This window comes from Kitasatospora sp. NPDC088346 (assembly GCF_044740765.1).
Lineage (GTDB): Bacteria > Actinomycetota > Actinomycetes > Streptomycetales > Streptomycetaceae > Kitasatospora.
In genome coordinates this window covers 66,686-78,506 of sequence record NZ_JBIURH010000024.1, presented here as the reverse complement: position 1 = coordinate 78,506, position 11,821 = coordinate 66,686, and the positions used below count along the sequence as shown (strand labels likewise).

The 11,821-nt window shown below is 73.6% G+C and carries 11 protein-coding genes; 4 read left to right on the top strand and 7 right to left on the bottom strand.

The window, feature by feature from the left end:
- Positions 1 to 271: 271 nt before the first annotated feature.
- The gene (locus ACIOFR_RS26480; protein ID WP_401001481.1) at positions 272 to 925 is read left to right on the top strand and encodes a transcriptional regulator; all 654 of its coding nucleotides are present in this window, start codon (positions 272 to 274) and stop codon (positions 923 to 925) included.
- Between the two features lie 225 nt (positions 926 to 1,150).
- On the opposite strand, the gene ACIOFR_RS26475 is transcribed toward ACIOFR_RS26480, so the two are convergent.
- Both ACIOFR_RS26475 and ACIOFR_RS26470 read right to left on the bottom strand, forming a co-directional pair.
- Positions 1,151 to 1,432 (bottom strand): pyrimidine/purine nucleoside phosphorylase, encoded by a 282-nt coding sequence (locus tag ACIOFR_RS26475; protein ID WP_401001479.1) that lies wholly within the window; start codon positions 1,430 to 1,432, stop codon positions 1,151 to 1,153.
- A gap of 405 nt (positions 1,433 to 1,837) precedes the next feature.
- A complete protein-coding gene (locus ACIOFR_RS26470; protein WP_401001478.1) occupies positions 1,838 to 1,978 on the bottom strand; it encodes a hypothetical protein in 141 nt (46 codons plus the stop codon).
- Positions 1,979 to 3,224: 1,246 nt separating this feature from the next.
- Here ACIOFR_RS26470 and ACIOFR_RS26465 point away from each other — a divergent pair.
- Positions 3,225 to 3,644: a hypothetical protein gene (locus ACIOFR_RS26465; RefSeq protein ID WP_401001476.1), complete on the top strand. Its 420-nt coding sequence runs from the start codon at positions 3,225 to 3,227 to the stop codon at positions 3,642 to 3,644.
- Positions 3,645 to 3,933: 289 nt separating this feature from the next.
- Here ACIOFR_RS26465 and ACIOFR_RS26460 read toward each other — a convergent pair whose 3' ends face one another.
- From ACIOFR_RS26460 to ACIOFR_RS26450, 3 genes are all read right to left on the bottom strand, one after another.
- Positions 3,934 to 4,596, bottom strand: a complete 663-nt coding sequence (locus ACIOFR_RS26460; RefSeq protein WP_401001475.1) for a hypothetical protein — start codon at positions 4,594 to 4,596, stop codon at positions 3,934 to 3,936.
- Between the two features lie 13 nt (positions 4,597 to 4,609).
- Positions 4,610 to 5,497 (bottom strand): HAD family hydrolase, encoded by an 888-nt coding sequence (locus ACIOFR_RS26455; RefSeq protein WP_401001474.1) that lies wholly within the window; start codon positions 5,495 to 5,497, stop codon positions 4,610 to 4,612.
- Between the two features lie 153 nt (positions 5,498 to 5,650).
- Positions 5,651 to 6,145, bottom strand: coding sequence for a hypothetical protein (locus ACIOFR_RS26450; protein WP_401001472.1), 495 nt, complete (start codon positions 6,143 to 6,145; stop codon positions 5,651 to 5,653).
- A 258-nt stretch (positions 6,146 to 6,403) separates the two neighbouring features.
- Here ACIOFR_RS26450 and ACIOFR_RS26445 point away from each other — a divergent pair, with 258 nt between their 5' ends.
- Positions 6,404 to 6,763, top strand: coding sequence for a gamma-glutamylcyclotransferase family protein (locus tag ACIOFR_RS26445; RefSeq protein ID WP_401001470.1), 360 nt, complete (start codon positions 6,404 to 6,406; stop codon positions 6,761 to 6,763).
- 70 nt (positions 6,764 to 6,833) lie between these two features.
- Here ACIOFR_RS26445 and ACIOFR_RS26440 read toward each other — a convergent pair whose 3' ends face one another.
- Together ACIOFR_RS26440 and ACIOFR_RS26435 are read right to left on the bottom strand one after the other, a co-directional pair.
- Entirely contained in the window at positions 6,834 to 7,766 is a 933-nt protein-coding gene (locus ACIOFR_RS26440) for a hypothetical protein (RefSeq protein WP_401001469.1), read from the bottom strand.
- Complete coding sequence (locus tag ACIOFR_RS26435) at positions 7,763 to 9,712, bottom strand: glycosyltransferase (RefSeq protein ID WP_401001467.1); 1,950 nt, start codon at positions 9,710 to 9,712, stop codon at positions 7,763 to 7,765. The genes ACIOFR_RS26440 and ACIOFR_RS26435 overlap by 4 nt, the downstream gene beginning before the upstream one ends.
- Before the next feature lie 770 nt (positions 9,713 to 10,482).
- Between ACIOFR_RS26435 and ACIOFR_RS26430 the strand changes: the two genes are divergently transcribed.
- Positions 10,483 to 11,709, top strand: coding sequence for an NAD-dependent epimerase/dehydratase family protein (locus ACIOFR_RS26430; protein WP_401001465.1), 1,227 nt, complete (start codon positions 10,483 to 10,485; stop codon positions 11,707 to 11,709).
- Positions 11,710 to 11,821: the final 112 nt, after the last annotated feature.

The following is an 11,821-nucleotide window of genomic DNA, read 5'->3' as shown; positions in this document are numbered from 1 at the left end:
TGCGCCTCCGCCGTCAGGCGACGGTGCAGCAACGCGCTTTCAAGGTACGACCGCCGTACTTTCGCGTCGTGAGTAAGGACTACTCACATCCGGTCGGTGCCGGTCCTGGTCGAGCACGCCACGCTCCACGCACGGGGCGGGAAATGACGGGGGAAAGGCCCTCCGCGCAGAGGCGCGGCGCCTCGCCCGCACATTCCGCCGGGCCGCCTTCCGGCCTCCGTGTACGGGCAATCCATGGACATGTCGTCAATCTCGGATCTACAGTCCAGAAATGGGGACCGAAGGGGAGGGCGCCGACCCTCGTACGACGATGTGGGCTCCGGCCTGCCAGGCCGTCGCACTGCTGCTCGGCCCGTGCGCCGAGGTCGTCCTGCACGACCCGGATGCGGATCGGATCCTGGCGATCTGGAACCCGATGAGCGCCCGCGGGCCGGGGGACCGGTCGCTGCCCGGCGAACTGGACGCCCTCGATCCGCCGGCCCGGGACGTGTCCGGACCGTACGAGAGGCCGCGCGCGGACGGCCGGCGGCTGGCATCGGTCAGCGCCGTGCTGCGCGATCGGGACGGCAGGCCCAGCGCCGTCCTGTGCGTCAATCTCGACCGCACGCCCCTGGAGCGGGCCGCGGCCGCACTGTCCGCATTCGGCGCCCCGACCGTGTCACGCCCCGAGCCGCTGTTCGAGCAGGATTGCGGCGAGCGCGTGCGACATGTCGTCGGCGCCTACGTGCGCGAATGCGGCCGCCCGGTCGAACGGCTCAGCCGGTCCGACCGCGCGGCGGTCCTCGCCCGACTGGACGAGGCCGAGGTCTTCGCGGTGCGCCGCGCCGCGCCCGTCGTCGCCCGTGCCCTGGGGGTCTCCCGGTCCACCCTGTACGGCCAGCTGGCCGAACTCAGAGCCGCCGGTGCGAAGGACCCCACCGCATGACCCGGCCGGCCTGACCTCAGCGGTGAACTCCTGTTCTCCGGGCGGGAGTTCACCGCAAGCCGCCAGCTGGCCGCCGCCGAGTCGCAGCGCATGCCCCTGGGCGCGCCCCGCCCCCGGCCGGCGCCCGGGATCGCGCCGTCCCGAGGACGCCTCGTCGGCCGCACCGGGAGCTCCGGTGCCCCGCGTGCATCGCACCCTGCGGCCCGGATGCGGCCGGTGGGTGGGTCAGCGGTACTCGCAGAGGTAGGCGGTCTCGCCGTCGACCTTGAGGTGGAACGTGCTGTCACCCGGGACGTCGAACCGTGCCCCGGCGGCGAAGGTCTCCCAGCCGTCGGCGTCGGGCAGCCTGACGGTCAGGGCTCCGCTGATCACGTGCATGGTCTCCGGGCGGGCGGTGTCGAACCGGTACTCCCCGGGAGCCATCACACCGATGGTCGCCGGCCCGTGCTCCTGCCGGAAGGCGATCGACTTGACCGTGCCGTCGAAGTATTCGTTGACCGTGAACACGGGGATCCCCCTCGGGGAACGGGCGGGACGAGCGGGCTGCTCGCCGCGTGCTGGGTGTGGGCAGGGAGAAGTTACCGGTGGCGCTGTCGGAGCCGTGATCCGTCTCGCTCCGTGAACGCGTCCAGGGCCACCGCGTACGTCCGCGGTCGGCGAGGGCCGGGCCGCAGGCCGCGGGGACGCCGGTCGGCCGGGCACAGGAGACCGCGCGACGGGGTGGGTACGGGCCGGGCGTGGGTGTCCCACCAGTGCCAGGCATGCGGTCTCGACCTCGTCCCACAGGGACCGAGGCCCGGCCCGGACGACCTCGCCGGGAGCGCATGCGCAGGAACACGTCCCCGCCGCGCCCCCCGGGGCGACCGCGCCGCCCGCGGGAGGGCGACCGGGAGCGCGAGGCGCCCGGGCCTGCTACCGGCGGGAGGCGCGGACCGCGCCGACGGAGGCCGTGATCAGGACGGACAGCAGGAGGAGCGTCACCGCCGGCCACAGCGGATCGCTGCCGACGGTCGCGTCGATGAGCGCGCGGAGACCGGCGCTGATGAAGTGCATGCGCGCACCGTAGCGGCACTCGCCGCCGGGTCGAGCACCGGACGACAAGGCCCGCCACCAGGCCGGATCCGACCGGGCCCGCGGCCGGCCGGTGCGTCCCGCGGTTCGTCATGAGCGGTGCCCGGACGGGGTCGTGGCGGGCCCGGACGGGCGAGGTCGGCCCGACTCCCCCGGAAGCCGGTCGATAACACATTGGTGACGGTGCGGGACGGTGGCGCCGTACGGCTCTCCCTTATAGGGGACCGGTGCACGCGGACCGCCGCGTGCGCGAACGCACCCGAGGGGGAGCATTGAGTGAGCCCGGAGCGTCCTGGCAGTCCTTCAGACACCGCGGTGAGGCACCGCGGTCGGTTGGTCAGAGGCCTGCCCCGCTGCCGGGGGGTGGGGCCGGTCCGCGCCTCGCCGTGGTGACGCGGTCCGTCGCGTCCCCCGATCGGTACACCCCCGCCGCGGCGCCCGGAGGCCGGGCGGCCGGAGGGGAGGCGGCCGCGCCCGCGGCGGCGCACCGGTCGGGGCCCGGTCCCGCCGGGGAGGTCCTGGCGTCGTTGCCCGAGGCGTGTCGGCTGGAGATCCTGCGGGGCGTCGCGCAGGCCGCCCGTCGGGGGCAGCTCCCGCCCTCCGGCGTGGCCGAGGCGCGGGCCGACGGGGAGGACTCCGAAGCGGCTCGGCAGGCCCGGGTCCTCGACATCGTCGGCAGGACGTGCAAATACGCGGCCGCCCTGCGCGCCTCCGCCTCCCCCGACGGCGCACCGGAGGGGCGGCCACGCGGATCCGAACCGTCCGCACCCGTGGGCGCCTCCTGCTCCTGCGAGGCCCCGCCTCCGGTCGCTCGTGCCGGGCGGTCGGCCCCGCAGGGCGCTCCGGGTTCCGCCGGTCGGCACAACCCTCGCCGCGCCATGTGGTGGACGTTGACGATGTCGGCCGCCGTCGTCGCCGGCGCAGCGGGCCTGCACCTTCACGGCTCGGCGGACGGCGCGCCCCGGCCGCAGGGCACCTCCGTTCCCGACGCCGCCCCGGACGCCGCTCCCGACACCGTTCCTGAGTCCGTTCCTGAGGCGCTTCCCGACGCCGTTCCCGGGGCGACGACGCAGTCGCCCACGGCGACCGACGCGGCCACGCCGGACCCGGGTCCGCTCCAGGCCGCGGGCGCTGCCCGGCCGGTCTCCGCGGACACGCCGATTCCGCCGTCCGCCGGTCAGGCGCTCGTCACGGAGGGGCCGTCGACGACCGTGGGGCCGGTGTCGCCGTGGACCGGATCGCCAGCGGTACCCGACGACGCACGGTCCGGATCCGAGGACGGTCCGGCGAGGGGCGGAGCCTGGCGCCCGCGGAGGCTCGCCGACCCGCGGCCGCAGCCTCCGAGGCCGCGGCACGGGCGGCCGAGCGGCACCGGGTCCGGCAGTCCCACCGCCCCGCCGGTGGTGGTGTCGCCGTCGCCGAGTCCCACCGCGCCGCCGCCGGTGGTCCCGCCGTCGCCGTTGCCGAGTCCCACCGCGCCGCCACCGGTGGTCCCGCCGTCGCCATCGCCAGCGCCATCGCCATGGCCATCGCCGTCGCCGCGCCCCTCCGACACGTACGCGCAGCCTGCACCGGATCCGTCGGCCGCGCCGACCGCGCCGACCGGGTGGTCCTCGGCCGACAGCCCTGCGGCGACGGGGGCCGCTGACCCGGAGGTCCAGGAGGTGTGAGGTCGGAGCGCTGCGATCGGTGCGCGTGAACGGGGAACGCCCCGCCCCCGGCCGCGGTGACCCCGCGGCCGGGGGCACCGAGGACGCCTCGGAACGGAACGGCCCGCCCTGCCACTCCGGACGACCCGGCCCCGGCCCCGGCCCCGGCCCCGGCGCCGGCCCCGGCCCCGGCCCGGGCTGTCGGGCCGTCGGGCCGGCTGCCGGACGGCACGGATGCCGACCGCGGCCGGCGGCGTGGGCCGGCTGGCGGCCGACACCGGGAGCCGGTCAGTTCGGGATGGGCCACGTCCGGAGGAGTTTACGGGCGGCTCCGCTGTTTCCGAGCTGGTAGACGGCGACGGCGGCAGGGCGGACGGTGAATACGTCGAACGGTTCGGCCTCGATGGTCCCGAGGTCGTCGAGGGTGGCGAAGCCGACGGTGATGTGGGCGGTGTACCGGTCGGGCCCGATCTGGGCCGGAACGTAGCCGTCGACCCAGTCGAGGGTGCTCCGGCTGATGCTCTCCCCGGGGTCGGTGACGAACGCGGCGGCCGTGCCGCCGGACTCGGTGAACGGGGAGATCGCGGCCAGCAGCGCGGCCTGGAAGTCGAGGACCTGCGGGTCGGGCCGCAGGAGAATGACCGCGAGGCCCTGGCCGGGCACGCCCCAGTCGGCGTGCTTGACGGCGACGGCCCGGTAGGAGAGGGCACCGGTGTCGGTCGCGGCCAGCGTCCGGCGGACGGCGTCGTACGTGTCGTCGAGGTCGGCCGTCCGGACGTAGCGCTGGAGGGTGGTGATGTGCGGCTGGTGGGAGGCGTCGAGGGCGAAGCCGTCCGGGACGCTCTCGCGCATCCGGGCGTTCCAGGTGTGGGCGTGCCGCAGGGTCGTCCCGTCCGGGTTGACGAGCACGTCGACGGCGGTCAGGTCACGGACGGCGGTCAGGTCGCTCAACGGGTCCTCCTGGTCAGAACACGGTCGCCCAGTCGTCCTTCATGCTCACGACGGCCCAGCCGAACCGCTCGGCCGCGGCGAGCGAGGCTTCGGCGCCCTTGGTGTAGGCGTACTCGCGCCGGTCGTCGTCGTGACGGACGAGCAGCGCGAACGCGGCGCTGCGCAGCATCTCGATGTCGACGTCGGCGTTGCCGCCCGCGAAGGCCGGCAGCCGGCCGGTGTGGGCGAAGATGTGCTCCGGCTTGCCGGGCCCCAGATCCAGGCTGCCCAGGAGCTCGTGCGAGCGGACGATCCTGCCATCGGTGTAGGTGTAGGCGGCCGCCGAGCCGATGACGTTCTCCTTCAGGATCCCCCAGGTGTCCTCGGCGAAGGCACGCATGAAGTCGCGGCCGCCCCCCGAGCACACGAAAACCCGGAACCCGTTCGCCCGCAGGAGGTCGAACAGCTCCAGCATCGGCCGGTAGACCAGCTCCACGTACGGGACACCGAACCGCTGGTCCCGCACCGTCCTGGTCCACTCCCGCACCCGCGCGTCGAACTCCCCGGGCGTCGTCCCCGCCCACGACCGGGCGAACGCCTCCAGCAGGCTCGCCACCGCCTCGGGGTCCTGTGTCGCCAGACCCTCGAAGAACCCCTGGTCCCGCTCCACGAGCGCCTTGTACGGTTGCCGTGACGCCAGCGACGGGTCGGCCTTCACCTCCTCCTCCCAGGCACGGAACACGAAGTCGAACTGCGGCGGCAGCGGCTGCTCCACCCACAGCGTGCCGTCGTTGTCGAACGCGGCGATCCGGTCGGCCGGCTCCACGAACCCCGTCCCCGGCGTCGTCGCCCGGTCCACGTACTCCAGGACCGCCCGCCTGGCCGGACCCTCGTTCCAGCTCGCCAACACCTGGCCGGTCACGGGTCACTCCTCGGCTCGGCAGTCGCGTCGCCTCCGAACGGCGACTCAAGGACGTTCATGAGGCCATGGTCACCCCGGACCCCTGCCGGCGCCGCTCGGACGGGTGCCGGACCCCACCCGCCGCGTGTGTCCACCCGGGGCTCGTTCCGGAGGTCAGCCGGCCCGCTGCCACCAGTGCCGGGTCCGGGGGTCCGTCTCGTGGGGCGCGCCGGCCCGCTTGCGGGCTGTCAGCGCGGTGGCTCCGCCGGCGAGGCCGGCCGGGGCGGGATCGGGCCGGCTGTCGGAGCTCCCGGTCGTGTCGGTGCTGTCGGCCCACGGCGTCGGGGCCGGTACGGCGGCCGGTACGAGGGTGGGTACGGGCGCGGGGGCCGGTGTGGGCGCGGCCCCGGCGGCGGCGAGGCGTGCGGCCTGGAGCTCGACCTTGCGGTGGCGGGCGCGGGCCGCGCCGCGCCAGACCATGGCGACGCCCGTGAGGAAGATCAGCATGAGCGCGGCGCCCGCGAGGAAGGCCTTCGGCACCGTGTAGGAGCCGATGTCGGAGCCGAGGACGCTGATCTGCGTGGTCGGACCGTTGTCGAGGTTGTCGGCGATCAACAGGCCGGTGAAGGTGCCGCTGAGCGCGAGAAGGACCAGACCGAGGAAGATCATGGTGGCCTCCCGACCGAGGGGATCGTCCCTTCTTCGCCTACCCGGTCGCAGAGCGTCGACTCTCCGCACGGCCCACGAGTGCGACGATCGAGCCCGAGGCCCGGCCGGGGTCGACCGTCGATGCCGGTGCCGTGGTCAGCCGATCCGGGCGGCCGGGTCCTTGGCGCTTGTTGCGCTTTCCGCTCACGCACGGTGGGCGGGGGTGACTAGAGTCGGGGGTATCGCCCGCGCAACCGGAGGTCCCGCACCATGGCCGGAATGGCTGATCAGCGTCTCTTCTCCTACGGCACACTCCAGTTGGAGCAGGTGCAGCTCAGCAGCTTCGGCCGCCTGCTGGACGGACAACCCGACGCGCTGCCCGGGTTCCGACTCACGATGATCGAGATCACGGACCCCGAAGTGATCGCGGCCAGCGGCACCGACCAGCACCCCCTGGTGCTGGCATCGAGCGAGCCGGGCGACGCCGTCGACGGCACGGTCTTCTCGATCACCGACGCGGAACTCGCCGCCGCGGACGACTACGAGGTCGACGACTACGCCCGCCGCGAGGTGCTGCTCGCCTCGGGTACCAAGGCCTGGGTCTACCTCTCCGCCGCGCACAGCCCCACCGGGAGCTGACACCCGTGCCGCCGGCCGTGCGAGGCGGCCGGCGCCCCCAGGTGCCTGGGGGCGGTTCGCGCGGTGCTCGTCAGGATCCGGACGGACCGGTTTCCGGTGGCTCCTGGCCGAGCCTGCGCAGCGTGTCCAGGGCGGTCCGGGGGTAGGGGCCCGTGCAGCCGGGGCAGGCGGCGGACGCGGCCGGGTCGTTGAGCCAGTAACCGTCGACGATGGCGCGTACCGCCCGGGCGGCCCGGTCGATCTGTGCGGCTCCGACGGCTCTGCCCGAAGGATTGGTGCTCAGGCCGGCGATCACCTTGATCCGGGGATTGGCCCGACGGGCCTGGGCGGTGGCCGCCGTCACGAAGGAGGCGAACAGCGCCGGGTTGTCCTCCGCGCCCTGGGCCTGGAGGTCCAGCACATCGGCGTGGCGGGCGATGTCGCCGGCCAGCCCGAGGCTCAGGAAGGTGTCGAAGGCGCCTGCGCCCGTGCCCGGGCGGAGCGCGTCGACGAGGTTGGTGGCGGGTGCGGCGATGAACAGCAGGTGGTGACGGTGGACCAGGTCCGCGGCCATCCGGTCGTAGCGGACCGGGTCGGTCTGCTCCGCGGCCGGGGTCTGGGGCCAGTGTTCGTTGTCGTAGAGCACCGCTTTGATCCGAGGGTCCAGCCGGTTGCCGCGCAGGGCCGCCTCAAGCGCGGCGTAGCTGTCGAAACTGGCGGTCGGTGTGCTGTGCCAGCCGTCCGGGACGGCCCAGTCGCCGTCACCGGTGAGCACGTAGGCGTCCGGCGTGTCGAAGGACCGGGCGGTGGTCCGGCCGGTGGGGTCGGTGGCGAGCAGCCGCCCCAGGGTCCGGCCGCTGACGATCCAGGAGACGGCCGCCGTGGTGGTGGCGCTCGGCGCGGGGGAGGGGGACGGCTGCGGGCGGTCCGGCGCGCCCGTTCGGGCCGTGACCACGAGACACCCTGCCAGCACCGCCGCGGCCACGCCGAGCAGGGCCGCCGCCTGCGCACGGGAGCGCCTCACCGGGCCGGCCCGGTGGGGTGGGCGCGGAGCGCGCCGGGACGCGGGGACGTGCGCAGGCCGGCCGGCAGTCGCACCGGACGGACCCCGCACGCCAGCATCGACTCCAGCTGGAAGAACCGTTTCAGGAAGGCGAACACCGGCCACAGCGGCGCCCACAGGAGCAGCCGCGCTCTGCGGTAGTACAGGACGATGCAGATCCGCGGCACCAGGGCCGGCAGCTGCGCCAGCACGAAGACGACGGCGAAACGGGCCAGGTTGTGCCGGGGCAGCGGTTGCAGGGTGCAGTGGAGCACGGTCAGCACCAGGACGAAGAAGTGGATCGGTGAGAGCAGCCTGCCGCCGGCGGCCCTCGGCAGCTGGAACCAGAACCGGGGTCCTGGCGCGCCCCGGCCGAACGGTGTGAAGCGGGCGAAGTTCATCAGGTTGCCCAGTCCCCAGCGGAATCGCTGGACCCGCAGTTGACCGAGTTTCACCGGCACGTCCTCGTAGGAGACCGTGTGCGGGTCCATCACCACCCGCCAGCCCGACCGCGCGAGCGCGCAGGTGAATTCGGCGTCCTCGCCGAACATGCCGTCGACGAAGCCGCCGAGCTCCACGGCCGCCGCGCGCCGGAAGCCGCAGAAGGTGCCGGGCACGCACGGCACGGCGTCCACGGTGGTCAGTGCGGCCAGGCTGAAGCCGTAGGTGAACAGTTGCTCCACGGCCCGCATCCGGTCGATCCAGGTGGTGTACGGCTCCTTGGGCAGGGTGAGGGCCCCGAGCACCCCGACCCGCGGGTCGGCGAGGAAGCGCGGGACCGACCGGACGAAGGCGTCGGGGTCGAGTGCGCAGTCGGCGTCGACGCGGTAGACGAATTCGGCCGTGCAGCGTTCCAGCGCGAGGTTCAGTGCCCTGGCCTTGCCCGCGTGGGGGCCCTGGATCACCTCGCCGGTGGCGCTGGTGAAGGCCGCGACGGCCGCCTCGGCCAGCGCCCGGGTGTCGTCGAGGGAGCCGTCGTCGCACAGGACGACGTGCACCGGCCCGCCGTACGCCGCCGCGGCCCGGTCGATCGAGCGCAGCAGGCGTTCGATCACCGAGGCCTCGTTGTAGGCGGGCACGATCACCCCGACGGGCGGGCGGTCGTCGACGGGCGGGGACGGCCGGCGCGGGCCGGCGAGGCCGACGAGCGCGAGCAGGATCAGCATCACGTCGAAGACGGAGAAGCGGAGGCTGACCAGGACGAGGAACTCCGCCAGCGGATGGCCGGTGACCTGGTGCAACAGGGCCAGTGCCGCGGCGCCGACCAGTGCGAGCGCGGCGAGCAGACAGAGCGTCAGGACGGCACTGTCCGGCCAGTCGCGGCGTCGCCGTGAGGCCAGCGGGGTCGGACGGGGCAGCCGGAAGGTGGTGAAGGCGAGCCGGTAGAGCAGCAGGTAGCCGAGCGTGGACTGGAGGACGAGGGCGACCAGGGGGACCGGGCCGAGCGGCAGCCCGGCCGCCGTCGCGACGAGCGCGGCCCAGCACTCGGCGAGGACGGACATCCCGACGAACACCGGAGCGTGCGCCAGGATCATCAGCCGACGGCCCGGGGTGGCCGGAAGGACCACCGCGACGGTGATCAGGTAGCCGACCACGGCGGCCGGTACGAGCGGCGGGAGGCTGTGCGCGTACACGGCGGCCAGGTGGGGATCGCCGTCCGCGGCCGACAGGGTGTCGGCGACCAGCGAGCGGTACGCCTGGTCGAGCCGTGGGTGACGGACGGCGACGATCACCGTGCTGACGGCGGCGGCGACCGACAGGAAGGCCAGCGCGCGCGGCAGTGACGGGCGGCGGAAGGGCGGCAGCCGGACCACCCGGCCGGATCCGCGGTCGGAGTCGTCGAAGCGCCGGGCCAGCGGCCAGCGGACCGCCAGGAGGAGCAGGAGGATGTCGGCGGCGAGCAGCGCGACGACGGCCGGGTGCAGCACCGCTCAGTCCTCCGCCCCGACTCCTGTACCGCGACGGCCTGTACCGCGACGGCCTTTTCCGTGGTGGTCCGGCCTGTGACGGCCCGTACGGGCTGGCCGAGGTGGGTGTTCGCGCACGATCCCGGTCGCACCCACCTCCGCCGGCCCGGCACCCGCCTCGCAGGCGAACGCACGCGGAATTCCTGATTCCATGGCCCAGTCCTTTCCTGGCGTGAACCGGGACTCAGGTATACACGATCTCTTCACATGGCGTCAGAGGTCGCGTGGGAGATTTTGTGGACTCATTACGAAGCGGTCCGGCAGGGAATCCGGCCCGCGCGGAAGGCGTGCAGGATCCGTCCAGGCGTGTTGAACCCGCAGCGGAGGGCCGTGGACGGCCCCGGCCGTCCGCCGTGCCGAGCCGTCGTCACCTGCGGTCCAGGATTTCGCGTCCGGTCTGAATGGCGGCACTGACCTGCAGAGACGCGTCCGCCGGTCTGCTCCGGTGCGTCAGGGTCGCCGTTGACTTGTACTGGACATGTCGCATCGACTGTGGCATGGTCGTCCAGCATCCGGCAGCCACCTCCCCATGGCCTGCCGCTTTACGGTCGCACTCGGCTGCGCCGCGTCACACCTTCAGGAAGTCCTCCGGTATTTCCGGCCTCCCTCGGCGCCCCGGGTGCCGGACCGCCCCGCCACTACTTCGGGCACTTCCTTGCTCTGCGTTCACGCGAGACATTTCCGCACGGCAATGCCTGTTATTCGATTTCCGCGCGTAAGGGAGTAGCCTCATGCATGTCCTGATTCTGGGCGGCGACGGATTCTGCGGTTGGCCGACCGCCCTCCACCTCTCCGACCGTGGCCACGAGGTGACCATCGTCGACAACCTCAGCCGCCGTGCCATCGACATCGAGCTGGAAGCCGAGTCGGTCACGCCCATCCGGCCCATCGGGGAGCGCCTGCGGGTCTGGCGCGAGGTGTCGGGCCGCGACATCGGCTTCGTCCGGCTGGACCTCGCCACCGAGTACGAGCGGCTGGCCGCCCTGCTCACCGACCTGCGCCCCGACGCCGTCGTGCACTTCGCCGAACAGCGCGCCGCGCCGTACTCGATGCGCTCGGTCCCCGCCAAGCGCTACACCGTCGACAACAACGTCCGCGCCACCCACAACCTGCTGGTCGCCCTGGTCGCGAGCGGCACCGACGCGGCCCTGGTGCACCTGGGCACCATGGGCGTCTACGGCTACGGCTGGTCCGGATCCGCCCCCATCCCGGAGGGCTACCTGACCGTCAAGGTCCCCACCCCGGACGGCGACCTGGAACGCCGGATCCTGCACCCGGCGCACCCCGGCTCCGTCTACCACCTGACCAAGACCCTCGACCAGCTGATGTTCTCGTTCTACGCGGCCAACGACGGCCTGCGCATCACCGACCTGCACCAGGGCATCGTCTGGGGCACCCAGACCGCCCAGACCGTCCGCGACGAACGCCTCGTCAACCGCTTCGACTACGACGGCGACTACGGCACCGTGCTCAACCGCTTCCTCGCCCAGGCGGCGGTCGGCCACCCGCTCACCGTCCACGGCACCGGCGGCCAGACCCGCGCGTTCATCCACCTCCAGGACACCGTGCGATGTATCGAGATCGCGCTCGCCAACCCACCCGCCGCCGGCGACCGGCCGAAGGTCTTCAACCAGGTCACCGAGACCCACCGGGTACGCGACCTGGCCAAGCTGGTCAGCAGCCTGACCGGGGTGGCCACGGCCCACCTGCCCAACCCGCGGAAGGAGGCGATCGAGAACGAACTCCGCGTGAGCAACGACCAGTTCCTCGCACTCGGACTCAAACCGACCAGCCTCAGCGAGGGGCTGCTGGACGAGTGCACCAACATCGCGGGCCGCTACCGCTCCCGGATCGACCCCCGCCGGATCATCGCCCGCTCGGTCTGGCGCCCCGGCATGGAGACCGCCGACGACCTGCTCACCGACCTGCCGGACGCGCCGCCCTCCCGCATCGCCTAGCGTCCTCTCGACCCGACCCGACCCGACCCGACCCGACCCGACCACACCCGCGCCGCACGCGGGTGCCGCGGGTTGCCCGGCACCGGCAGGACCGAACCAACCCAGGAAGGAG

Excerpts from the sequence above, each read along its gene's own strand:
- ACIOFR_RS26480 (WP_401001481.1), top strand. The coding sequence starts at position 272 with ATGGGGACCGAAGGGGAGGGCGCCGACCCTCGTACGACGATGTGGGCT.
- ACIOFR_RS26470 (WP_401001478.1), bottom strand. The coding sequence starts at position 1,978 with ATGCACTTCATCAGCGCCGGTCTCCGCGCGCTCATCGACGCGACCGTC.
- ACIOFR_RS26450 (WP_401001472.1), bottom strand. The coding sequence starts at position 6,145 with ATGATCTTCCTCGGTCTGGTCCTTCTCGCGCTCAGCGGCACCTTCACC.
- ACIOFR_RS26445 (WP_401001470.1), top strand. The coding sequence starts at position 6,404 with ATGGCTGATCAGCGTCTCTTCTCCTACGGCACACTCCAGTTGGAGCAG.
- ACIOFR_RS26430 (WP_401001465.1), top strand. The coding sequence starts at position 10,483 with ATGCATGTCCTGATTCTGGGCGGCGACGGATTCTGCGGTTGGCCGACC.